Raw genomic sequence first — 25,115 nt, 5'->3', positions numbered from 1 at the left:
TCCCTTGTCGGAGGACGGTTTCATGCATGTGGTGGCTACACCCGCTGCTGTAGCGCCTTGAGGCCGTTCGTCGCTGCGCGTAGAAGCGATGCCGAGCCGCTTCCGTCCGCGTAGGTGATTTCGGAAGCCTTGGCGTGTGTGGTGATGAATCCGGTTGCGGCGTGAGTGGCGCATCTTGTAGCGAGGGCGATCACATCGGCGCGCCGTGCCTTCTCTCTGAGTGATGGATTGCCCACTTTGTCGAAGGAAAGGGCGATCTTGAGGTCTGGGGCCTGCTGTTGCAACGCTCTTGAGGCACGATCCAGAACCGCCTCGTCGAGGGAGTACAGCAGCAGGGAGCGTCCGGCCAAGTCGCCGAGACCGTCGTCTTCCTCGGCAGGTTCCTCCTGTGGCCAGTCGAGGGGGAGGTCCAGTTCATCGGAAAGTTGCCGCGCGAAGGGCAGGATGGAGTCGTCTAGGCGGCCCTGATAGCGGTGTAGCGGAGTGAGTAGTGCGACTGCGAGGCCCAGCCGAGCATTGTTATCGGGGCAGGCGGCAAGTACCAGTCGGTCGGCGAGATCCAGGGCCGGGTCGGCGTTCTCCGGGGAGACCCATTGGGGGCAACTGTCTCGCAACTCCTCGAGCAGCGAACGGTAGGCGTCGGCGACTGGACGGGCGCGCAGGAAGATCTCGGTGAGTGCCTGGAGCGTGACCAGGTCGGCGGCCGAGAACTTGTTGAAAGTGAGCGCGTAGGTGATGAACTCGCGGACCGTGCCGGGGGCAGTGTCGGCGCTGCCGATCACTTCGATGATTGCCCCGACGGCCGCCCATGCCCGGTTCCAGGCGGTGTCGTCGAAGGCCGCGAGTGCGTGCGAGAGTTCTTCGTCGGAATCCGGCAGAGGAGGCCAGTCCCTCCATACCTCGTGGCGGAGGGCGTCGAGTGCGGCCCGATGTGAGGGGCCGGGAGCGGCGAGACTCTTGAAGAGTTCGCCCCAGGACTCCAACTGGGAGGGCTCGCCAAAATCTGGGGTCGATTCCGGAGCGGGAATCGGCGGCGTTGCGCCGGGCTTTGCCTCCTGGGGAAGGGGCGGGTGAGGGCTCTGGGGTTGCACCAGGATGGTGGCCTTTTGCCACACAATGTCGGGCACCGAGTCCTGGCGGTCGTCCTGGCGCAACGCCGTGACCAGGCGGGCAAGCTGTGAGAGATCACCTCGTCCCACTGCCGTCGTGAGCATGACGGTGACGGCTTCGTCGCTGTAGAAGCCGACATCGGCCTTGATGGGCAGAGGGAGGTTGATCTCGCGAAGCCGGTCGCAAGCACCGGGGATGTCGCCCTGGCTCAACGGCTCGTCCAACGCCGTGCTGTGCACGGCGTTGAGGACCGCTTCGGTGACGGGCCGCGGCGGATCTTGGCGCATGACTTCGGCAAGGCCGTTCAATGCCAGCAGGTCCCGCCCCAGACCCAGCCGGTCGAACCGCTTAATACGTAGATGCGCAAGGTTGGTGGCACTGATCCCGCCGCGGGCGATGACCTGTTCTAGGGCTGAATTCGAGGACGCAACGCCGCCGGCGGCCAGCGACGCATCGAACTCGGCGAGCAGTCGGCCGAGCGGCCTGATCACTGTCCAGGATCTGGCCGGCCGGCTGGCGGCCGTGCTCTGCATCAACTGCAACGCCACGCGCAACTTCGGCCGGTAATGCTGGTGCGAACTGGTCCGGATGACCAATGTGCTTTGCGGACCGGCGAAGTCGATCACTGCGGCGTCGATAGGGTCCTCGGAGTCGAGAGCCGCCGGAATCGTGTCGCCGCCGGTGCTGTAGGTGGGTCCCACGAATGCCCTGACCAACTCTCGTGCCTGGACGAGTTCGGTGGGAGACCGGGTGATGACGTACATTGCGAAATCGCGGGTGTCCGCGTGGAAGCGGGGCAGCACGATCGGGGCGTCCGCTGAACTGCGCAGTGTGTCGACGAACGGCCTGATCAACTCGCCCCATTGAGCGGCGTCATTGCCGGCCCCGAAGAAGCGTTCGAGCAAGACCTCAACGCGGGCGCTCTCGTTGTCCGGCGTGGTCGGAGGAGGGTTCTGGCCGGTCACACCTGGTCCTTCCATCGTGCGGCGAAATCCAGCCGTGCCTGGGCGACGGCCGGATCACCGACGCGGTAGGTCACTGATTCCTCGTTGTCGCCGAGCCCGCTTATGGTGAAATTCATGGATCCGCTGAGCATCCAATCGCGGCCGCACAGAGTTTTCTCGTGGACCTTGGGATCGAGCGTCAACCGAAGCCGCTGGCTGTGGACGGTGGTGCGGAGCCGGTCGATGAAGGCCTGATTATGCGGGGTGGGCCTGGTCACCACGTGCACGTCCGCCCCCGCCGCGCCGATTGAGCCCAGTATTTGCGACAGCCTGCACGTGGCGGGCGGGTCGTCGCCCAGCAGCGCATCGAACGCGCCATGCCCGTTGTCGAGCACTTCAACGTCGGTGATCCAGCTTGACACCAGCCAGAGCACCGGCCCGGGGTGGACGAGTTCCGACAGCAGGGCGGCTCCGAGAATGGAATCTGCTCGCAGCCCCATCCGGCTGCCGGTGCGCAGGGTGCGCTCCCGATCCGTCACAGCTCTGCCTCCCGCAGGACCACTCTTGCGATGTACTGGTTCGCGGCTCGGGTGACATGCTCGACCTCACCGTGGACCCGAAGCACGTCACGGTCCACCCGGATCGCCGGGACCTTGGCCAGAGCATCACTCAGGGCGCGGCGGTCACCCGCTGGGCACGAGAGGTCGGCGGCCCCGCTTTCGGCCATGACCTTCTTGTACTGCTGTTCCCAACCGGATTCGGTCACCTCAATCCGTGGTAGCCGCTCGTCATGGGCGGCCTCCACCAGCAGCCGGTCGAGAAATGCCTTGGCGCCCAGGTACGGTTGGTAGTGCTGCAGATGGTGGTTGCGTGCCTGCGCACCGCGCGGCCACATCATGCTGAATGCCTGGTCGGCCTTCAGAGGACCGGCACCTACCTGAAGGCGCCCGGAGCCGACCGCGTAGGCGATCACGCGGGCATCGATCTCGATTCCGAGCCGACTCTCCAGGCCGGCCCAGGAGTCCAGGATCCGCAGGGCACTCTCGTCGGTTTCCCGGTTGCTTCCAGGGCGCAACAGCCGGGTCGAGACGGTGGCGACCGCGCCATGGCGTGGGGTTCCGTCGAGTTCGGCCCAGGCGGCCCGCAGGGCACCCAGGGCGTGGTCGGCTTCGGCGGCCGAGGGCGAGTTGCGTATCCGCTCGACGGCGGCCGCCGCGGTACCGGCGGGTTCTTCGAACACGATGTGCCGCAAGAGCCGGGTGACGGTCGCGTCGATGTACTCGTAATCGTTCGGCCGCAGGGCACCGGCGACCAGTGACCAGAAGCGTGTTGGGGCCGTGGCGTAGGAGCGGGCTAGTTGTTCGATCACGCCGAGCCCACCGATCGAGGTCTCCGACAGCCAAATCGTGTCGGCCGAGCCGGGACCGGTTCCTGGGACGATGTCGACGATCAGGTCCCTTTCCTGCGCGTCGGGGCAGACCCGTAGCGCGGCGGCGAGCACGGCGGCGGCGAAGGTGTCGCGGTAGGCGCGGCGAGCCTGCTCCCGAGTGAGGTCGGCCACGTCCGGGGCGGTAAGGAGCTGCCCTGCCCGGTCGAGTGCGCTGATCACCCTGTCGTCGTGGCTGAGTTCGATCAGGTCGGCGACCAGGCGGGCTGTGGCCTGGCTTTCGGCGGCCTCGTCCTCGCGGTAGAGCACGCCAAGGATCGTCGCGAGATCGTCGCGCCAGGAACCACCGGACAGCGCTATCCGGATCTGCTCAGGGGTGGTGTTGCCGTCCAGTCCGGCGAGGGCGAAGGCGGTGAGATAGACCAGGGCGAGCCAGTCGCGCTTGAAGACGTTGGCTGCCTCGGCGAGGGTCTCGTCCTCGGCCACCGCATGGAAGAACGCCTGGGACCGCCATTGGGGAGAGGCCAAATATTCCTTAATGCGGGGAGCGGTCAGGTCGAGTGGGCCCAGCCCGATACGGACCGCGTCGACCCGGAGGCTGAATCCCAGGGCGGCAGGCCGACCTTCGAGGGTGTAGCGGATGCGCCTGCGGTCGCTGGAACGCCCGCGTACCACCTCGCAGTCGGCCCCGTGGGTCATCCGGCGAATCTCGATCGGGTTGCCGGTGGCGTGCGTGGCGAAGCCGATGCGCAGGTTCCACTGCCACGGGGCGGCCCCGTTAACCTCTTGATCACCGAGTGTGGCCTCGTCGGGCACGACGATCTGTGTGCCCCATCGGGGGGTGCCTTGGGAGCGGCTCGCCACCTCCTTGGGGGGTTGGTGAAGCCGCATCCGGAAGGGCCGCAGAACCAGCAAGCCGGCAGGATCAGCGCCGAGCGGGTGCCAGGTCCCCTCTTCTTGGGATCGGGGAATGAGTGCCTGGTCGAGTTCGAGTTGGTCGCCGTCCTCGGGAGCGGGCATCCAGGTGCGGTGCTCGTCGCGCCGGTAGCCGTAGCGTTTGCTCACCCGGCCCGGGACGGCTTCATTGAGCGCTCTGGCGACGGGCAGCAGTTCGTCGTCGTTTCCGGTCTCGAACGGCAGGTCGAACTCGACCTCAGGAAGGTTGAGCGCCGCGAACAGCGAACGCGTCACGAACTCGGGGAGCAGTTCCCCGGCTACGGCTCCCGGATCGTCGCGCAGCGGCTTCCACTCGCTGCGCAGCCTGCGCAGCGCGGTGGGAACCACGGCGAGTAGCAGCGAACGAGGCTGGTCCCACAGCAGAGCCTGGGCCTCGTCCGAGCTGACCTGCAGTGCCGCCTGAAGATGGCGGGCCAGCCTGTCCTGCAGGGCGCTGTCGGACAGGAGCCGCTCCAGCCGGTCAGCGAGCCAGTGACCGGCCTGCACTTGCACGGCCGTCAGTTGGCGCCTGGGGGCGGTGAGCAGCACGCGGGGATCCTGTCGGGGATGCACGCGCCGTAGGTCACGGCCGAGCCAGTCCATCAGCGACTGGGTCGCCTGAATTTTCAGGACGTACCTGTTGTGAATCGGGAGGCTCCGCGCGGTGAGTTCGGGCGCGAAGAGCGTCTCGTAGCCCTGGTAGCTCAGGCGGTCGCGGCCGAAGTCCGACAGCGTGACGATGGTGAGCGGGCGGGTGCCGCGGCTGCGGCCCGCCCGGCCCCTGCGCTGGATGAAGGAGGCCGGGTTGTGGGGTGCCTTGTGCTGGAGCACCAGGCCGACGCGAGGGTCGTTAAACCCCACCTCCACGGCGGAGGTCACGACGGTCAACTGGGCGTTCGGGTCGACGCCGGTGTCCTGGGAGGAGGTACGGCCGATCTGCAAAGCCCCGGTTACCAGCTCCGGATCGAGGTGATGCCCGATTCTCTCAGCGAGGTCCCAGGATTGCCCGTCGTCATAGCGTGCCGACTGCTGGGGCAGGTCTGGGGAGCGCAGTCCCGCCAGCACCTTCCCGCGTCGCGAGCCTAGCCGGATTCCGCCACGTGACTGACCGCCTTCGGCGTCGCGCAGGTCGTCATAAAAGCGGTTGGTGACGTCCAGGTCGTCGGTGAACAGGAAACCGGTTGAACCGAACAGGGATGGCTGACGTTGCGGATCTAGCATCCGGCCGAAGAGCATCGCGGTCTGGATTGACGTGGACAGCAGGCTCGCGCCTGAGACCGGATCCCCGCGCAGCGCGATCGCGTACTCCCGGCCCTCCTCCTCCAGGTCGGAAGGGGCCGGTTCGATATATTCGATCGCGTTGCCGGGCAGTCCGGTGAGCTGGGCGAAGAACGGGCCGGCGTCCTTGAGCGTGGCACTCAGGCCGACGAAGGTGACGGGCTTGCGTACCGCATGCCGCCATCGTCGCAGGAGCAGGGCAACCTGGGCGCCCTGCGGACCGGCGTAGGTATGCACCTCGTCGAGCAGGACTAGCGACGGGGGGTGCGACCCCGACCAGCCCAGCAGACGGCCCAGCCACGGGTTTGAGCCGTTCCGGTTGAGCATCTCGGTCGTGGTGAACAGCAGATCCGGTGGGTCGTCCTGAAGCGATCGGCGGGTCAGTGCGAGGCGGCCTGGCGGAACGACCTTCCTACAGCCCAGGCAGACCAGCCGTTCCGAACCGGCCTTCCGGTCGGCCGTGTTCCAGAGCAGTTCACCGTCGGAGCATTGCGGGCAGGTCAGGAACGGGCAGATCACCCCATCGCTGCGCCGATGCCATCGCCGCGCTGCCGCGGTCTGCCTTGGGCCCGAATCGTCGAGTTCCTGCGGAGTTCGCGGGGTGTCCGCGTAGAGGACACCGATGCGCAGGGGGCGCCGACCGTCCCGCCTCAGAACGGACTCGACCGCCTGCGTGCTGGCCAGGGCCTCGCGTAGCTGGTCGCGCAGCAGTTCTGTCCGCGGATACAGGGCCAGCGTGTGAACGCGGGAGTGCCCAGGGCGGGCCTGCTCGGCCATGACGGCCATGGCGGGTAGGTAGAACGCGAGCGTCTTGCCGCTGCCAGTGCCCGCACCGACGATCACGCCCGCCGACCGCCCGCGGGTGAGGGAGCCGAGGACCGCCTGCGTTGCCGCCACCTGGAACCGGGCGAGGCTCCGATCGCCGATCTGTGCGGCGGCCGTGTGTTCGTGAACCGGGCCCCATTGCGGGATTTGCCGGAACGCTGCCAGCGCGTCGGCCGCGCAGATGTCCCGACGTGGGTACCGGCGCGCGGCGGTGTGCAGTCGATAGTCAGCGACGAGGCGGTGCCCACGTGTCCACCAGCGGTTCGAGGTGCCGTCGGCGTCGAGATGCCAGGGAAAGAGTTGTCGCAGTTGGGTGGTGAGCCGCAGCGCCTCGGCGAAGCGTGTCCGATACCGCGAGGGCGACGAATCCGGGACGGGGTGCAGAAGCGCCATGTCGATCAGCCTGCCCAGGACGTCTTCTGGGGTGGCATTCTGCGGAGCGTCCGGGTGGTCGAGAAGAGATTCGAAGATCACCTCCAGAACTTCGTCCTTGGACAGGGCGCCGGCAGTGACTCCCCATGCCAACAGCGGGAGTTCGAGGTCTTCCAGCCGATCCAGCAGGTGACTGGCCAAGCGCGGGTGCAGGCCTAGTGTCACGAGTTCCTCCTGCGCAATTCGATCTCAACGTCCATCGAGTAGCGGCGCAGCAACGCGATCTGTTCGTCGCTCACCTCCCGCAGCGCCAAGGGGGCCGTGTTCAGACGGTTTAGCAAGTCGAGCAGGGCCGGGGGCGCGTCCTGGGCCTGCTCCAGTTGAGCTTCCAGGCCCTCGTATTGCGTGACGAACATGACGATGTCGGTGGAGGTGAGGTTGGCGGAGCGCGCGCAGGTCCGGAGGTTGCTGAGGGTAGAACGCGCCGCCTTCTGCTGGGTCCCGTCGAGCATCGCGATCCTGTTCAGAGGAAGCCGATCCAGCCGCTGCGCCGTCCAGGTCCGCCAGACGTCCAGGATCTCGGCCAGGAGCCCGTCGCTCGACTCTTTGATCTTCTGGCGGGCGGTGTTGAATGCGCTGTTGCTCGGGAGTCCGCCCGCGGCCTTGCGAGCGAGTTCCCGCTGTCCGTTGCTCAGCCCCGACAGGTCGATGCGGGCACCGGTCCGCTGTGAGAGGGTGCGGGCCAGGTCGGCTCTGCCGCGCAGTTCGCCGAGCGCGGCGCGGAGTGTGTGGACGCGTTCGGCGATGCGTTCGGCTTGCTGGACGTCCTTGCGTCCAAGATCTAGTCGGCGGGCCTCGCCCTGCAATTGCAGGGCCTTGTCGAGTACGGAATATCCGTCAGCCATCGTCGTTCTTCCCCTCGCTCAACGCGGCCCATTCATTGAGCACCGTCTGCACATCCCTGGCGGCGGCGTCACCGGCAAGGTCGCTTCGAGCGCCGGCGTCGCCCAGCGCGGTGGTCAGCCACTGGTCCGCCCCAGTGAGGAACGCCTCAATGGCGGAAAGCGACGCACCGCGATCCCGGACGGCCGCATGGACCCGCACCGCCGTTGCATGGTCAGCCTCGGCTGAGGAGATCTTGTTCAGGTCCCGCTCGAGGGCCGAAACAACCTGCCAGTCGGCATTGGCGGCTTCGGCGATGAGCGCATCCAGGCGGTCCCTCTGCTGGGCTCCGGTGGGGGACAGACCGACCTTGTCCGCTTCCTTCAGCGCCGCCTGAACGGCTTCGACACTGTCTCGCCCGCTGGTTTCTCGTGGCAGGTGCCGGCGGACCCTGCCGAGCGTGGCTGCCAACTCGGTGTTCTGCTCGTCGATGCGCTCCTCCCAGGTCGCAAAGCCCGTGACCGCACGCTTCACCCACTCGGGAACCTGCCCCGGTGAGCGCCAGGTCCAGTTGGAGGCCGCTTGCCGCAGCAACGGGAGGGCTCGGGCCGCGTCGATCATCTGTACGGCCCCGATTCCTTGCGACAAGCCGAGGCCGGCACGGAGTCCTTCCACGAGGGTCTTGCGCTGGTTCAGATGATGCTCCAACAGTTGGCGCCATTGAGCGGTGCGGATGGTGTGGTCGCCGCGCGTCCAGCCGCGGCCGTCGTGCAGTGCGGCGCTGAGCAAGTCGGCGTCGTCCATGCCGGGCCAGGCCTTCCCCGCGAGCGCCGCGCCAATAAGTGCGGCTCGCAACCCTGTGGTGAGGTCGGCGTCAGAGGTCTCAAAGCTCTGCTGGAGCCTGGCTGCCAGATCCGTGGCCTTGGTGTCGGCGAAGCGGGCCAGCCGGCGGATGTCCTCGGATCTGGGGACGCCCGAGTTGTACTTGGCGAGCAGCAGGCTCTGAAAGAACTGGCTGTTGAGGGTGTTGCGCTTGAACTTGATGGGGGCGGCGGCCGTCCCGGGCAGGTTTTCGCCACCCGCCCCCTCGATGGAGACCACGATGGAGTTGTTGGGCCAGGCACGTGAGGCGGCTTCTGTCTTCCCTATCTCCTTCATGAGTGGCTGCGACCAGTTGTAGCGGCGGAACACCGTCTCGCCGATAAGGGCACGCAGTTCACCTGCGATGGCCTGCTGGAGTGGAAGGTTTCGGGTGGCCCAGTTCTCGATGGCCTCGAGTTTGCGCCGCAGGGCCGGAGAGGGCGTGTTCTCCCCCGCTGGAGACTTACCCTTGGCGGACGGAGTGGGCTCCGGACCCGCCGGACGATGCTGACTGGCCTCATCGGGCAAGGGAGGTAGTCCAAATGCCTCGAGGATGCCCGGATCCAACTCAGCCGGGTCGGCCGGAGCATCACCCCAGAACTCCAGCAACGTGTTGCGGCGCTGGGGGGCAATCTGATCGTAGCTGTTGACGAGCTCCGACACCGCGGAGGTCAATGGCGGATCTTCCGGTCCGAGTGGGAAACGCTCCTTGAAAGCAGCATCAGGGAAGGTACACGCGCTGATCTCGGCGGCATCATCGACCAGGACCCGGCGGACGACGTTGCTGAGCACTGTACGGGGGACGAAGGCCCAGGGTTGGTTAGCCGGAGCCACCGAATGGACCATCCGCAGCAGCGCCGGCCGGTTGAAGGGATAGAGGCCATGGCCTTCCGGGCTGTGACCGAAGGAGTCGTGGCAGGAGCTCCTGACCGGGCATGTCTCGCAGATGTTGGGCACACGGTGTCCGCCGGACCGCTCGAGTTCTTCCTGGCCGATCCGTGCCGCGTTGAGGTAACGGCCTACGAACGAGGCGATCTGCTCGGCGCCATCGTCCTGCCGGTTGAAGATCAGGTCGAGGTCGTAGAGGTATCCGGTGGTGGCCGCGGACACCCGACTCATCACCGTCTCGGGAAGATCGGTGAAGTAGCCGGTGGTCACCGCCATCATCGTGCGCATGTGTGCGTACCGGATGGTGCCCTCACGAACGGCGGGCTCGGTCAGCGCGTCGAGCAACTCGCGCTGCACGCCCTGGACCAAGGCGAAATCCTCGACCAGCAGGATGATTTCCTTGCCCTGGCGCGCATACTCCTGCCGCACCTGGAGCATCGCTTGTTGCAACCGGCCAGAGCCCAGGCTGGAGACGTTTTGGATCGCCGTCTCGATATGCTGGTTGAGCAGGTCGACGGCCGCGGTACGCAGGTCCGGCTTGGACAGCAGTTTGGAGAGTAGCGCTTTGGAGACCTCAGCGGCCTTGTCGATCTCCCTCACCTTTAGCGGCAGGTCGTCCACTGTGAAACCGGCGGGACGTTCGGGGGAGGCGGCGTCACGGTCGTGTAGTAGTTGAGCGGCCAGCAGCGGGACGTACTTGCCGGGCCCCAACAGATACTGCTGAATATGGGGGTCCTGGAGGAGTACAGCGAGCCCGCGGGGTCCCGCCAGAATCCGGTTCGCACCCGACAAGTCCCGGGGTGAGGTGGCCGCCAGTGCCTCGTTCAGCGCGTTGATCAACCGCCGGGCCAGCGCGACCTCGTCCAGCCCACTGCTGAAGGAGTCGATGTCGGCTCGCAGTTTGCTCAGTGACTCGCTGTCCACTCCTTCCAGAAGCGCATTCACGACCGCCTTGAGGCTGGTCTGCGTCTTCTCCAGGTAGATGACCTGGCGGTCGCCGGAAACGGGGATGTTCTCCCTCACCCACCGCACGAGGTGGGACTTTCCCGAGCCGGTGTCGCCCACCACCGGCATCAGCAGTGCTCCTGTGGTTGATCGACGTTCCAGGAAGTCAGCCAGGACGGTGCCCTCGTCGGCAGTGCCGTCCATGGGGATCAGCGAGCGATCCTGAATTCGGGCCCGGCGGATGCGCAACGGCGTGTGCGTGGCCAGGAACACCGCCGGGGACGGATTGACCGCCTCGGTGTTGATGGTCGCGGAGGCGGTCTCAGGCGCCCAGCACAGGTGGCCGCGGAGGTCAGCCATGGAGATCCTCGAAGATCGTGATGGAACTGCAGGAAAGAGGGGAGGACGGGCGGTCGGGATCGTGGATCCTCAGGGTGCGACTGGCGTCGGCGTCGCGTTTCAGACTCCACCAGCCCTCGTCGGCCCCGCGTAGCAGGGCGAAGGAGAGCGCGGGCCCAGCCACGGTGTCACCGGGGGACGCCACTCCGACCGCGGTCGAATAGGCACCGCCGGGCAGCACCGGCAAGGCGGTCCGCAGCTTGTCCAGTACCTCCACGGCGCTCACCGTGTCCGCAGTTCTCCAGAGCGCTTGCGCCACCTGCCTGACGGCCTGCGTGCAGTCGGGCACCAGGTGGCTCGCGTCACCGCTGACCGTTAGCGCCGCCGCCCCCAATCCGAGCGCGGGGGCCCATACCTTGAAGTAGTTCCAGCGGTTGTTGTTCTCAATGGCTTTCCCGACCACCGAACTGAGAACGTTCAGTTGGAGCCGGGGATAGTTACCGAGGCCGACGCTTTCCCCTGTGGGGTCCAGGGACAGGAACCAGCACAAGGCTCGGGTCAGGTCACGGGCCTCAACCTGGCTATCGTCGTTTCCCAACCCAGAGTTGAGTTCAGGGGCGAGCACCGCGTTGCGTAGCACACCGGTGAACGCCCCGTAGTCGGCCACACCCAGATGGGCGGCGGGGCCGGTGAGCCGCAGGTATCCCTCGGGTGTCTCCTCCGCCAACCGGAGTCTCTTCAGCGTGTCGACGGCCCACTCGAACATCTTGTGGTCGTCCCCGACCAGCCCGGGAGGCGTCAGGAGATTCTTGGCGCGTTCGGCGGCGACAGGCCGCTTCTCGGCGGCCAGGAATCGCACCACCGCCCACATCGGAGCAGGCCGCGACGCCGGATCGTTGATCAGTGCCATTACAGAGACCTCAAGGCGGTTCGGACGGAAATGCTGCTGCCGTGCACGTCGACGAGGCGCGCGCCAGCCTTGCCGGGGTGCTGGAGATGGCGAGCGTGCACAAAATAGGTGATGTCGGTGCTCCAGAAACGTTCAGCCTCGGCGGTACTCATCTGCTGGCCGCCCAGCACCTGGATGAGGGGACCGGGGAAGCCCGCAAGGAGGTCTTCCTCAGCGTCGAAAATGAGGGGATGCGGCGCGGCGTTCTGCTGGATGCGGGCGAGGAAGCCCGCGTCGAGACCAACGCCACCGACGATGGACATCCCCCTTCGACACAGACGAGTCACCAGATCAGCGACGAGATCTCGATACTCGTCCTCGCCGGCCCAATAGATGCTGAGACTGGTCTGACCTTGCCCGCGGAAGGAATTCAGTGGGTCACTGGGGACGCCGGGCCAGGACACGAGGTCGGGGTCGGGCTGCCACGGTTCGGTGTAGAGATGGCCGTTGTCAGGTGGTTCACGGGTAGTACGACAATAAGGACACCCGCGGCAGGCGGCAGAGGTCGGCAGCGATCCTGCCGAGCGCTGCAGGATGTAATAATCGGCGAGAACGTCCGCGACACATCGGCTGCCCTTCACCGCTTCGCGCAGCCGCTGCAAAGCGGCCCGCTGGGCGTCCAGGATGCCCGTCCTCGCCGCGGCGATCTTGTCGGTGAAGTACCGATGATCATTCGTGCCGCCGTCCAGTAGCCGGACATCGACCCTGACCGGCAGCGCCTCGACATAGTCCTGCAGCCGGACACGCCAGGCATCGGGTGGTTCCCCGTCAGTTGGTGCAGGGGGCTCGGGTGATCTCAATTCGATCAGCTTGGCCCTGACCATGAGGTTGAGCGTATGGATGTTCCACTTGCGATTGGTCTCGTATCCCGTCGCGAGGCTGGCTCGCAGCGACCCGAGATTCAGCTGGTAAATGCCGCCGGAATCGGGGCGCAGACGCTGATGGAACATGGCGCTCCACCGCTCCCACGCCGTCTCCGGCCGGAGGATCGCCTGGGCGTTGAGGTCACTCGCCAAGCGGAAATCCCGTGGGGCAGTGGCCATGTAGGCCACCGACGGGTTTCCGTCGCGTCCGCCGCGCCCGACCTCCTGGTAGTAACGGTCCACGGTCTCGGGCAGGCATGCGTGCACCACGGTGCGGACATCGGCGAGGTCGATTCCCAGACCGAAAGCAGAGGTACCGATCACGGTGTCGTAGTAAGTAGGCGCCGGTGCCTGTGCGCTGCGACCAGCCCAGCCTTCCATGGCGCTCTGCCGCTCGTCGTCGGTGGACCCGCCGGTGACAGCGGTCACCCGCCGCATCCCGAGATCTTGCAGGTGTGCGGCCCATTCCCGGGCGTCCTCGACCCTGGTCACATACAGGATCGACGGTTTAGGCAGAAGGGTCAGCGCCCGGGCCACATCCTCCCGCCGGGTCTGCTCATCGCCGAACGAGCCGATGTAGTAACTCGGCTCACTGCGCAGCTGCGAGGCCCAGACGACCTCCGCTCCCAAGGGGCCACCGAACAGGAACTTTAGGGTTTCGACTTGCGCGCTGGTGAGGGTGGCGCTCATGGCCACCGCGCGCGGCTCCCGGCCTTCGGGTGCCCGCCGCCGCCAGCCGCGCAGTTGGCCGGCCATTGTTTGGAACTCGGGCCGAAACTCGTTGCCCCACTGCTCGACCAGGTGTGCTTCATCGATGATGAAGTGGCTGAGCAGGCCCGCCTCGGCGGCATCGTCCAGCGGCTTGCGCAGGCTTTTCGCCACCGCCTCCGGCGCGGTGAACACCACCGGCTGGCGCCCGGTACGGATATCGTCCACGAGTTGGCGCTTGACCTCCTCGGGGAGGTTGCCGGTATATGCGTAGCGGCCAGTGGGTGCTTTCACGGCCTGCCTGTCCACAAGATCGCGGACGCGGCGTTCCATGTCGAGGGCGAGCACGACCGTGGGCACGACCACCACGGCAACACCGCGGCCCCGCCCGCCGAGCAGCACCGGAGCCAGCGCCACCGGGGTCTTGCCATGCCCGGTGGGAAGACAGATGATCGTGGTGCTTCCCGCAGGTGCCAGCACCACCGAGCGTGCGGCTTGGCGCTGGCCGACCGAGTAGTAACGCTCATAGTCCACCGCGGCGGACCAGAAAGGGTCCCCTGGAACACCCTCCAGCCGGAGACGCTGCCTGGAGTTGTGGCCGAGATAGACCTGCCGGAGGTCTGCTTCAGCAGCCTTGGCCGCCGGGCCCTCGGGCACGTCGGGATGCCAGAGGCGTGCGGACACGGTGATCATGCCAGGTGTCAGTTGCCGTGCCTGGCATCCGGCCAGCCACCACTGCTCGATCGTCGGCAGTGCAGGGTCGGCGGGTACCGTCAACGGCGACTCGTTGCCGCGAGCATGAGCCTCCAACAGCACCTGCCTGGTCAGCGTTGCGATGTCTCGCCAGCCGGCGCCGCCGTCCTGAACCTGCGCCAGCGCGTCCGACAAACGGCGCAGTGTGCCGCTGGCATCGTCGGAGCGCTGACGGTCGGGCCATTCCGCGAAGAGATGCTTGGCCTTGACCCAGTCACTGGCCGACACGTCGTACCGCCTCACGCCCGGTGCGGATGATGCACGTGGCGGCGACCACCTTCACCGCCGGCTGGGACAACCCCTCCACCAGCGCGTCGGTCACCGCCGCGTCGGTCAGCAGGCTCTCGGTGTCACCGACCAAATGACCAGCGTCCTGTCGGGCCTGTGCTTGGGCGAGCGTGATCGCGACTCGCTGCCGAGAGCGCTCCTGGGCGCGGGCGCACCTGCGAGCCAAATCAGTCACGTCGGCCAGATGGGCACGCGCGAGGTGTTCCGCGTCGACGGCGGCGGTGCGGTAACCGGCCCAGCCTCCGAACACCTCCAGCAAGTGCGACATCCGTTCTGCGTTGTAGTTGCGGTCGCGTCTGTTGTCGTAGGGCCGCTCAAGCCAGCCCGTCACCGACGCGCTTGTGACGGGCGACTGCGTGCCCGCCTCGATCCAAGTCCTGAGCGTGAACGGTGGCAGCAACTGGTCGGCCTGCCGCCGCAGCGCCAGGCTCGCTCCGGCCTGATCGGTGACCAGGCTGAGCGCCCCAGACAGATCTGCCTCGATCAGGTAGTCGAAGCCGAAGAACGCGATCGCCGGCCCCTCATAGGCGGGATCGATCCTGCGGAACGCCGAGGCCTGCCCGCGATCGTCGTGATAGATGGCTGCGGCGAGTATGTCGACCAGCGGATTCCCCGGGCGCAAGAGCCGGGTGCCCGGGGCCCGAAACGCTGCCGAGCGGTTGAAAGCACCCTGCGCCATCTCCTGGGAGACCCGCGACCGGGCATCGAACCAGCGGCGCGGGTCGAGCAGCGGGTGGGACTGCCAGAGGTCGAAGACCTCCCGTTCGCAGCCAGCCACGGTCCGGTCGTGATGGCGCAGTTTGATGCCGCCCTTGTCCGCGACGTAGCTGAACATAGCCGTGCGCATCTCACGCCAGGCCGCCTCCACCTCCAGCAACGCCCCGGTGAGTTCCCGGGCCTCCGTGGCGGTCTCGTGGACGGCCTCGAGCATGTCCAACTTGTCTATCTCATCGCGTGCCGCCCCGAGATTGCTCTTCACCGGCTCAGCCATCGCGAGCAGCCCCTCAGGCCCCTGCTCGAGCGCAGCGGTCCACACCTCGACGAGCCCCTCCGAGATCGCGTCCTGGAGAGTGGAGACCGACTCGGTGAAGATCTTGAATCCGTCCGTCTGCAGAACGGACCAGGCCTGTATGAACGAGGCCTCCGCGTCAGGGTCTCCGATCAGGTACTGGTGCGCGGGTTCCGCAGGGCCGCTGCCCGGAGCCTGATAACGATCGACACGTCCGAGCCGCTGTTCCAGTTGGTTGGGAGACCACGGCAGCCGTACATGCACGGCGGCATCGGCCGCCTGGAGGTTCAGCCCGTCCTCGGCCGAGTCGTCGGTGACCAGTACCGTGCTGCCTGGGTGCTTGCTCATGGGTACCGACCAGGCGGAAATCGCTTCCTCGGCGGCGTCGGCATCCACCTGGCGGGAGTGTTCGTACACGGCCAGTTTCCCGAAGCGCTGCCGCATGCGCTCAGTCAGAGCCCCGGCAAGGCGCCCCGGCCCGCAGAAGATGACTGCTCGGCGCCTGGACTTGATGGCCGGGAGCATCGTGTCGATCAGATCATCGAGATGCCGTTTCCCAAGGCGGAACCCGCCGGGCAACTCGCGCAATCCCGCCAACGCCGCTCGGTCGGCCTCCAGCACCGCCGGTTCGCGCAGCAGTGCTCGCTCGCGTGCGTCCAGCCCGGCCCAGTCCGCCGCCATCTGGTCACCTTCGATCCGCCAGGCCAGGGCCGCAGCGAACTCCTCCGGCGATACACAGGCGCGCGAGACAAGGACGGCCAGCGCCATTGCGTACTCGGGCGCCTGGCCTTCCAATCCCGCGTTGAGGAGGGCGTCCCACACTTGGGACCGCCACCGCGACAGCGCATCTCCCGCCGCGGCGTGGCCGGCACCGTCAAGCACCAGGGTCTGGGGTTCTTGGCGGCCACGCACCTCGAACAGCGGGAACTGCGGGCCTGGGTCTTCGCGTGCGACGGTGTGGCGCCGATGACGGATAACCCGCCGGTGGAGCCGATAGGCCTCACTGATGTGCGCCCGGAGTGCCTCGGTCCGGACCTTGATTTCCGCCGGGTCGGTGTCGGGCCGCAACTCGTCGTTCTCGTCCAGGAGCTCGAGGACCTTGCCGCTCAGTTCGGTGAACCGGCGGTCGCTCGCGGGCAGCAGCGCACCGATGTCCTCGATCGCTGACGGCAGGAGATAGGTGAAGTCGCTGTCGAGGGCGTGAACCTCTCTGGCCAGTTGCGACCGCAGCCGGTACTTGCGCTCGAACGCCTTGCTGTCGCTCCACCGGTACAACTCGGGATCGAGTAGATGCAGCAGCCCGAGTTGGGTTGTGTGGTGCGACATGATCGGAGTCGCCGACAGCAGCAGCAACCGGGGTGAGGAGTGCACCAGATCCGCCAGCGCTTGATAGGTGGGATCCTCGGGCCCGCTCGCCTGCACCAGCCGGTGCGCCTCGTCGACCACCACCAGATCACTCTTGTGGTAGACAGCCCAGCGCTCGGGAGTTTCATGCGCCACGACCTTCACCCTGGCCGACGGGAAGTCCCCGATGAAGAACTTGTCGTGCAACTCCCGGCACCATTGCCGCCGGAGAACCTCCGGGACCACGACACAAACCGATGCCTCGGGATGATCAAGTAGCGTCTGCCGGATGACAAAGCCTGCTTGGACGCTCTTCCCCAGCCCGACCTCGTCCGCGAGTAGATACCGCTGCACCGGGTCGGACAGGACTGTCAGTGCGGCATGAACCTGATGGGAGAAGAACTCCACCGCGGAAGAGGACAGGGCCGAGATGTTTGCGCTGGCCGCACGTTGCGCCACCAGGCCACGGAGAAACGGCATCCGGGCCTCATGAAAGTAAGCAGACTCGTTCCCGCCCGCCGTCAGTACCGTGACAGGATCGGCGATCGGCCGATCCCACCGCACCCGAAGTTCGTTCACTGGGACAGGACGGTCATAGACAGCGTTGGGAAATCGGACGAAACAGCGATCATCAACCATGGCGGTGACTCGTCCGGCGAGCCAGTCACCAGTGTCCGGATTCTTCCAGTAGACTCGCGTCTCAGCAGCGAGAGCGACTGCACGGCAATCGGCGAGGGCCACCTGCTCGGAATGGGCAACAGGCGCGGCTACCGATTCGAAGAACTCGACCCGCGCATGTCGGCCCTCGACCGTACCGATTCTTCCGACTCCAGGTGATCCCGGGTACTGGACCAGTTTGCCCACGGTGAACCGATCAGGCACCGCTCGAGTCCCCCTTCTGCTCAACCTCGGAGACCCGCACTGAAGCGTTCGCACTCCACTAGTTGATGTCCAGTTAGGCAGTTGAAATCTCACATAGATGACTACCGGTCTCGGGCCCTGCGTGGCAAGCCCCCGCAGACACTCAGATGCCAGGCCTCCCCCAGCCGCTGGCGAGCCAGATTCCATATATACATCGCGATGCCGACGTAATCGGTGCAAACAGGTGTTGTCCCGCGGGCGGACTGCAGTTGATCAGTCCTCGCGAGCCGCGCTCGCAGTGGTTGCGTCCACGGATGTTGTTTATGAGTTTGGCCTGGTCAGAGGGTATGGCGTCGTGACGTGAGACGGCCATCGCGACGCGCGCCGCCCCGTGCTCCGCGTCCTTTGCTGGCCATCCTGGCCGGTTTATCGTGCGGCCGGTGTGAACGTCCCCGGGTATCACCGGCCGCACGACCCTGGTGGTGAGACCTAGTGACGCCGAGCCAACTCCTCACGCTCGGACTCGCTCAACGCCTCGCTCGCGGCCTCCCGCACACGGTCGGCCTTCATCCAGTTGTGCAGCGTGTAGGGGTTGATCTCCAGGCCCCGAGCGACCTGCGCGACGGGCTTGCCGGTCTCCTTGACGATCCGCTTCGCTCCCTCACGGAATTCCGGATCGAACCGGCGTCTCTTGTCTCCCACGACCCAACCATCTCTCTGATTCAGGTCTCCACGCCCCGAGGGGAAGGACACTTTGCGGCCGGCTGGCCCCTGCCCGCTGGCGTAGCGACATGCCGCCGACGTCACGGCCGTCTCAGCTGCCTACTTGCCGGTTGCCGCCGCATCCTGCTGAGAGAGGCATGGCGGGGGACCGAAAGGCGCTGAGGCGGCGCCGATCTCCGTCGAGTGCTCAACCAGGACTCTCGCAGCAGGACCGGCGGGGCTTGACGCCGCTATCAGCTATACAAACCGCTGCCGAAGTGGACGGCGATCGGATTCGACCACGCCGTCCGCCGTCCGCGGACGAGCGGGTTCGCGGCGCGCGGCACACAAAGCTCGGTGATCGTTGGCGGCCTGGAGGACTCGGACCTCCATCAAGGGCCGCGGAGACTTCTGCTTGCAGTTCAACACCGTCAACAGTCGCCCTGTCCAGACCGTCCTGGTCCCAAGCGGCCGTCGCCGTATCATCGCACGGCCTGAGTTCCCGTTTCGCTGAGTGGGAGCGATACAGGTGCCGCCGACGGGGAAGGGTTTGGTCCGCGTTTGTCCGCCGCCCGTCCCCACTTGTCCACGGTCCGTCCGCAGTTTGTCCGCGCGGACGAACCGTCCGCCGTCCGCCGTCCGCCGGGCGGACGTCGGACGGACGGCGGCGGACGAGTTGCGGACGGACCATCCGCCGCGCAGTGGACGAAGCCGGGACAGAGCGCGACGATCGTTGGCGCAGCATCAACGCCTCCCACGCGAGAGTTGCCCGGTGCGGCTCATCATCGGCGGCATCTTGTACGCGAGCTGCCCTTGCCTCCAATCGCCGTTGCGAAACCGGCATCGGTTCACCGCTCGAACCTGCCGTGATCGACCGGTCGACCTCCATAAAAATCTCGAGGGAGGCAAGGGTCGCAAACTCTCTGCACGCTAACTCCTGTAGCGTAGCTCCTGTCAATTGATGATCTGAACCGCCTGGTATTCAACGACACCGTTCGCCAGGGATTAGCGCTCTGCGATTGAATGTAGCATTGGCTGGCAGAATCGCCGACGACCCTGCTTTGAGGCTGCAAGGTAGGGCCGTGTCGCGACACGGTACGGACTCCAGGATGATCCATACCGTGTCGCTTTGCTGAGTCGACCGGGCGCGGTCCGACAAGCACGGCAGGAGATGGAACACGGACGAGGAACAGGTCAGCAGGGAGAGCAAGCTGCAACGACGTTCGCAGCTCACCGGAGGGCGTCGACGAGATCGGGAGATGAGATTCCGAGTAAGTGACGAGGAATATAAGGAGATCTGTGAGGCAGCCCATCGAGCGGGCGCCGCCTATGGAACATTTATCGTCCACACCGTACAGGCAGCCACTCGTCAGCACGGGTCCGGACAGCAACCGACTCTGGCGCTCTGTGAGGAACTGCGCAGCATCGCGCGACAGCTGAACCGTATCGGTGTGAACATCAATCAGATGGCCCGAATAGCGAACGCAACGGGACAGGCGCCTCAAGAACTTTCCGCTTCGTTAGCGTATCTGGAGAAGGTCCTTCGCAGGGTGGACGCCTCGTCTGTTGAGATAGGTCGGCTGCTGCGTTGATCGGGAAAGTGACACGCGGCCAAAGCCTCGCCCGACTGCTGTCGTACCTCTACGGACCAGGGAAACGTAACGAGCACGTCGATCCCCACCTTGTTGCAGGGTTCCGCCTGCCCATAGCTCTGGAGCCCGGAACGGACGTCAGAGGCGACCGCGACTACCGGCATCTAGTCGGAGTCCTGACCTCTCCGCTCGACACCCTTCGTCATACGCCGCTTGCCTTGCCGATCTGGCAGTGCTCGATCAGGGCAGCGCCCTCGGACCGACGCCTGTCGGATGAAGACTGGGCCGACATTGCTGAGGAGGTCATGCACCAGACCGGGTTGGCGCCGCGAGGTGATGACAGAGCATGCCGCTGGATCGCGGTCCGCCATGCCGAGGACCACATCCATCTCGTTGCCGTCCTGGCCCGCGAGGATGGACGCAACCCGAACCTTCGTCGCGACTACTTCAAGGTCGCCCATGCCTGCCACATCGTCGAAGACCGCTACGGCCTGACACCAACCGCACCCGCCGACCGCACAGCAGCGCCCCGACCAACCCGAGCCGAGACGGAACTCGCTCACCGAAAGAACTGGTCGGAACCGCCCCGCAGTACCCTCCGCCGGCGCGTTGCCACCGCAGCTGCCGGAGCTGAGACCGAGGACGACTTCTTTGTCGCCCTTGAGCAGGCTGGAGTGCTGGTCAAGGTCCGTGAGAGCGTCCGCACTCCCGGAGAGATCACGGGCTACGCGGCCGCGCTTCCCGGTCACACCAACCAAGATGGTCAACCGGTCTGGTTCTCCGGTGGCAAGCTCGCCGCCGACCTCACCCTTCCCAAACTCCGCTGTCGTTGGTCGGCTCCTGAGGAAGGCAGGCACTTCGACCCGCGCTCATTGGGCCAAGTGAAGCTGACTCGTCAGGAGCGAGATGCTGCCTACCAGCAGGCCGCAAGAGCTGCCGCGACAGCCACCTGGCAGATGCGCCACATCCATGACCCTGCCGTCCGCGCCGACCTAGCCGCCGCGGCCTCCGACGTCCTCCACGTAACCGCGGCCATCACCGGCAACCGGGAACTCGCCCGCGCGGCCGACTTCTATGACCGAGCAGCTCGCGAACCCTACGGGCGCCAGTCCCCCACCACGCCCTATGGCACGAACCTCCGTACGGTTGCGCGGGTTCTGGCTCTGTCCCAGATCGGAGGGGCGCACAGTCATCGCCCGAGCCTCGCAGGCGTCCTCTCCGATCTGATCGTGCAGCTCGCTGCCCTTATCGAAGCGATCGCGGAGCACCGGCAATCGCAGCAACGCTTCGCCCAAGCAGCTGCAGCCCGTAAGGCTGCTGCCCAGCTCACCCGACTTCGCCAACCGACCCCACGGCCGACAAACCCGACGTTGTTCCGGGCGCCGGCCAACGACACACCCGAGCACAACCCGGCGCGACTCGCTGCTGCTGGCTTCCCCCTGCCCTTCCCCAACCTGGAGGCAGACCGCCCTCACCGATCTACCAGGCCCGCGCCTGCACCGCCGGCGCGCACCACCCCTCGCCGCCCATCGCAGTAGCGACCAGAGAAGTTGGCGCCACACCGGTACCGGTCGTGGCGTAACGATGGACGCCACCGCATACTAACGGAGCGTAAACAATCGTAACGATATGCAGATGTGCGCCAGTGCGGCGTCCGAGATGACGAGCCTGCGCACCCTCATCCCACCCCACAAGGAAGGCGAAGCCATGGCTGAGCACAGCCCGCGCACGTACCCCAACGCCACAAGGAGTCACCCACATGACCGACGAAACGAAGGCTCCCTCGACCGCTCGTAACGACGAAGAGACCACACGCCTCGCGACCAACTTGTACGAACACGTCCGCCAGCTCAATCACGCCACCGCCGGCCCTCCGAGCCTCACCCTCCCCGCCACCGCTTACACCATCCTCGGCAACCTCAGCGCAACCACTTACGGCCTCGACCAGCTCCTCGAGCAGATCAACCGCTTCTTCCTCCGAGAACTCCAAGCCGACCGCCTCGGTCACGACCGCGGTGAAGACCTGGCTATCGTTCTGGACCGCCACGGTCGAACTCTGGCCGAAGCAAGACCCCTCCTCCAAGCTCTCTGCTCGGCCCTTAGCGACGCACAATCCACCATCAATGCCGTCCATTTCCGCCCCACCCACAGAGGCGCGGCGTCCCTGACCACCCAAGACAACACGTATGAGGACGACGCTGGCGTAAGAGCGGCGGCCAACGACTTCCCGAGCCCGATCACCGACCCGACACTCCTCGTACCGCCTGCGGTCAGCGAACGAAGCGTCCCCCTCGACTCTTGCCGCGCGCACACTCAGGAGGCGTGAGCATGGAACCGATGACCCATGAGGAGTTGGCGGCTCTCCCAACTACCACCACCATCGAGACGGCCGCCCGAGCCCTCGGCCTCGGCCGAACCCGCGCCTACCAACTCGCCCGCGAGAACCGCTTCCCCTGCAAGGTCATCCGCATAGGCACTACATACAGAGTAGTTACAGCTGACCTCCAACGCCTCGTGGCTGGCGCTGACAACAACTGAATGCCTGACTGGAAACCCCTGGAATTACACTTCGCTGAGTGCACTGATGACTTCGTGAAGAAGTCCGCCGTGGTACTGAAATATGAGACACGCTCCGAGTACTGACGCGGCCGCGGCCGGCGCTCCGTCCCGAAGACGGGGGGACGCCGGTCGCGATACCGCATGGGCGCTTTCTCAGCCGTGGCAGGAGTTGTCGAGCCGCCTCCGCTGGGACGCCGGGATGTAGAGCGAGGGCTGACCTTCAATGGTGACGAACTCGGCCAGGGCCGAGAGGTCCAGGTCTCACTCGACGAGCCGCCGCTGCTCGTAAACGCGCTTGGCGCGGGCGATCTCCTCCTCAGCCTGAGCCGCCGTTCAGGAGTTGACCCGGCGAAGCTGTGCGCCGATTAGGTTGCGCTGCCCACTGGCCTCCGCGCGACTGACATTCTGGACCCGGTGGCAGCTAGGACACAAGGCCATCAGCCGGTCGAGCCACCGAACCGGCCTTCCAGCCCGATGGGTAGTGAGACCATCGCGAGCGTGCCTTGATTCTCATCGGCCTGATCAAGGAAGGGGATGACGCGGTTCCGCTCCTTGCAGGACTTCTGGATGTGCTGCCCTGGGTGGAGCAGTGGCCCGCTGAGGCGGGCTCATGCTACGGAGGGAGCCCCGCGGAGATGATCGAATCCCTATATTGAGGAAGTGATGGCCGTGCGCGGCCTCACTCGGTTGGATGTGCTCGGCTGGCGGCATCCGCCGCCGAAGCGTGACAACCACGAAAGAGGTAACCTCTCGCGGTCACTGCACGTTCCCAGCCACGAGCGCTGAGCAGTCTGGGGATCACATTACTCGTTCGTCGGCAATGTCCATGCAGCGGTGCGGGAACCTCGGGCAAGGCTTCTCGGAATCTCCGCGCTGGGGCCACTCGGTTGCGTGGGAAACGAGAATATCACGTGCGCCTGAACACACTCGTAGGCGATGCTAGCGGAGTCTGAAGCTTTACGGCCCTTGCTGGGTGAGCGTCTACTACGACATGAGGATGTGATCATCTGTGCAAGCGCGACCGAGTATGGCTGAGACGGCTGCCAAGGCGCTGGGCGAAGCACGCACCAAGGAACTGGACGCGCTAATCCGTCGCGTTGAGGATCTGCGAATCTTGACGGTGAACGCTGGCACGGTCGACCTCCTGCTCGTCCCGCGCACGGGCCGCAACATCGCCCGGTGGAAAGCACGTGCCGCCAAGCGTCGCGAAGACTGGGTATACGTGGCTTCCGACGACGAGGCCACGATCTTGGCGTTGGATGAACCGTCAGAACCCGGGATGCGGGATGAAGCAGCCGCGGTGATCTACCCCGAACTGCATACACGGCTCGTCAGTTGGTGGCTAGTGCACGCTTGGCGGAGCATCGACCTCCTTGAAGACACCGTGGATAATCTCTGGCGCTGGCGGATCGCCTCTGGAGCGGTAACAGCGCGAGCTGTCGTCGAGGAAGCAGGTGCACTCGTCGACCAGGCGCAGAAACTCGCCGAGGCATGGCGTATCGCCAAGGCCACGCCAGCGGATGCGCTCAAACGGCCCGGGACCGTCCGTGATGCCCTTGCGCCTGTCCTACTACATGCTGGCATGGGATCTCGCCTCGCGCACAGCCACGAGAAGCTGCAGGCGACCAACGTCTTGACGCTGGTGAAGAAGCTGGCCAAGGTCTCAGGAGAACCGCGCTTCCATGAATGGTACGACTGGCTGTCTGATGCTGCACACCCGGCGTTCGGGGCGACGATTGCGTACGCATCCCCTCCGATGGCCCACGAGTCAGGTGCTGTGCTCGTTCGGTACTACGCAAGGTCTCCGCTCTCGCTTGAGGGCGATGGCCAGCATCAGTTGTTGGAGCCGACGATCGCTTTCATTGTTGCGGATGCCCTGATCGGAGCCGGCCGTCTGATCGCTGACATCCTGGATCGCTCTCTTGCCCTTGTGGACGACGTCGGTTTGACAACTGCAGCGGCAACCCTGACCCGGCGCCCGTACTGGAGAAACTTCTCCCCGGTGCGGGGCAGCCGCCCATGCCCCTGTGGTCGTGGGAAATGGTCGAAGTGCGGCCACCGGTGGGGCGAGGCGGCACCGGGTATAGCCAGCTCACAAGGTAGCCCGGCGCGCTGATAAGTAGGAGGCTAGGGCTCCTGAAGACAGCCGCTACACAACCGTCAGTTCCACGTCCATATAAGGGGTCGTACTGGTGGATGCGAGGCAAGAGGTTGTTGAGCGGCGCCTTGAGCGGGCGCAGGAGAGCACCAAGAAGCCGGTCTATTCGTGTTCGGCTATGGCGGTAAGGGATGACGCTGCCTCAGGCTAGCCCCGGCGGTCGATGCCAGCAGCAGCCCCGCTGCACGGTCGTGCTCGTCGAGGGGCAGGCCGGAATGGCCGGTGCCTTCAGACCATCGAGGTCGCCGAGCCTGGGCCGTCACAGTCGCGACGGCCCAGGTGACTTCAGGGACTCAGCTGTGGGCAGCAGGATGTCCGGCGGGTCAAGGCGGATGCACCGCCGATCGGACTCGCGGGTGTGGCCACGCCAGAGCGTCCACGTGCCGTCCGAGTCCCTGGCCATGCTCATCAGTTACAAGACCGACCACTCACACGTGCTCGGCAGGATCTTCGATTAGGTCCACGCGTTCACCGGAGTCCGGCCGCCCCATCCAGTAGGTCGCCCTGTCGGCGGCCGGCGGCAACCCACACCGCCTAATCACGTGGTTCGGCGGCATGCCGA

The 25,115-nt window shown here is 65.9% G+C and carries 14 protein-coding genes; 5 read left to right on the top strand and 9 right to left on the bottom strand.

Translation table 11 applies throughout. The annotated features are described in order from the left end of the window. Positions 1-35: 35 nt before the first annotated feature. From dpdD to CHC11_RS06585, 9 genes are all read right to left on the bottom strand, one after another. Complete coding sequence (gene dpdD / locus CHC11_RS06625) at positions 36-2,075, bottom strand: protein DpdD (protein ID WP_089310681.1); 2,040 nt, start codon at positions 2,073-2,075, stop codon at positions 36-38. Further along, positions 2,072-2,593, bottom strand: a complete 522-nt coding sequence (gene dpdK, locus CHC11_RS06620; RefSeq protein ID WP_218825957.1) for a phospholipase D-like domain-containing protein DpdK — start codon at positions 2,591-2,593, stop codon at positions 2,072-2,074. The genes dpdD and dpdK overlap by 4 nt, the downstream gene beginning before the upstream one ends. Continuing rightward, a complete protein-coding gene (gene dpdJ, locus CHC11_RS06615) occupies positions 2,590-7,077 on the bottom strand; it encodes a protein DpdJ (protein ID WP_089310680.1) in 4,488 nt (1,495 codons plus the stop codon). The genes dpdK and dpdJ overlap by 4 nt, the downstream gene beginning before the upstream one ends. Continuing rightward, positions 7,074-7,757, bottom strand: coding sequence for a hypothetical protein (locus tag CHC11_RS06610; RefSeq protein WP_089310679.1), 684 nt, complete (start codon positions 7,755-7,757; stop codon positions 7,074-7,076). The genes dpdJ and CHC11_RS06610 overlap by 4 nt, the downstream gene beginning before the upstream one ends. Next, positions 7,750-10,788 (bottom strand): protein DpdH, encoded by a 3,039-nt coding sequence (gene dpdH, locus CHC11_RS06605; RefSeq protein ID WP_089310678.1) that lies wholly within the window; start codon positions 10,786-10,788, stop codon positions 7,750-7,752. The genes CHC11_RS06610 and dpdH overlap by 8 nt, the downstream gene beginning before the upstream one ends. Beyond that, on the bottom strand, positions 10,781-11,677 hold the full coding sequence (dpdG, locus tag CHC11_RS06600) for a protein DpdG (protein ID WP_089310677.1): 897 nt from the start codon (positions 11,675-11,677) through the stop codon (positions 10,781-10,783). The genes dpdH and dpdG overlap by 8 nt, the downstream gene beginning before the upstream one ends. After that, entirely contained in the window at positions 11,677-14,283 is a 2,607-nt protein-coding gene (dpdF, locus tag CHC11_RS06595) for a protein DpdF (RefSeq protein WP_218825956.1), read from the bottom strand. Before dpdF ends, dpdG begins: the two co-directional genes overlap by 1 nt. Continuing rightward, a complete protein-coding gene (gene dpdE / locus CHC11_RS06590) occupies positions 14,255-17,563 on the bottom strand; it encodes a protein DpdE (protein WP_218825955.1) in 3,309 nt (1,102 codons plus the stop codon). Before dpdE ends, dpdF begins: the two co-directional genes overlap by 29 nt. 468 nt (positions 17,564-18,031) lie before the next feature. Then, complete coding sequence (locus tag CHC11_RS06585) at positions 18,032-18,244, bottom strand: transposase (RefSeq protein ID WP_143226954.1); 213 nt, start codon at positions 18,242-18,244, stop codon at positions 18,032-18,034. 1,211 nt (positions 18,245-19,455) lie between these two features. Between CHC11_RS06585 and CHC11_RS43780 the strand changes: the two genes are divergently transcribed. From CHC11_RS43780 to CHC11_RS06560, 5 genes are all read left to right on the top strand, one after another. Next, the gene (locus tag CHC11_RS43780) at positions 19,456-19,836 is read left to right on the top strand and encodes a MobC family plasmid mobilization relaxosome protein (protein ID WP_425427290.1); all 381 of its coding nucleotides are present in this window, start codon (positions 19,456-19,458) and stop codon (positions 19,834-19,836) included. Further along, positions 19,833-21,374 (top strand): relaxase family protein, encoded by a 1,542-nt coding sequence (locus tag CHC11_RS40090; protein WP_143226953.1) that lies wholly within the window; start codon positions 19,833-19,835, stop codon positions 21,372-21,374. Before CHC11_RS43780 ends, CHC11_RS40090 begins: the two co-directional genes overlap by 4 nt. A 221-nt stretch (positions 21,375-21,595) precedes the next feature. Further along, on the top strand, positions 21,596-22,162 hold the full coding sequence (locus CHC11_RS06570; protein WP_089310672.1) for a hypothetical protein: 567 nt from the start codon (positions 21,596-21,598) through the stop codon (positions 22,160-22,162). A 2-nt stretch (positions 22,163-22,164) separates the two neighbouring features. Further along, on the top strand, positions 22,165-22,374 hold the full coding sequence (locus CHC11_RS06565; RefSeq protein ID WP_245918818.1) for a helix-turn-helix domain-containing protein: 210 nt from the start codon (positions 22,165-22,167) through the stop codon (positions 22,372-22,374). 1,048 nt (positions 22,375-23,422) lie between these two features. Further along, positions 23,423-24,511, top strand: a complete 1,089-nt coding sequence (locus CHC11_RS06560) for a hypothetical protein (protein ID WP_218825954.1) — start codon at positions 23,423-23,425, stop codon at positions 24,509-24,511. Positions 24,512-25,115 lie beyond the last annotated feature (604 nt).

It is taken from the genome of Actinomadura mexicana, from assembly GCF_900188105.1.
Taxonomy (GTDB): Bacteria; Actinomycetota; Actinomycetes; order Streptosporangiales; family Streptosporangiaceae; genus Spirillospora; species Spirillospora mexicana.
This window is presented reverse-complemented; position numbering and strand designations above follow the sequence as displayed.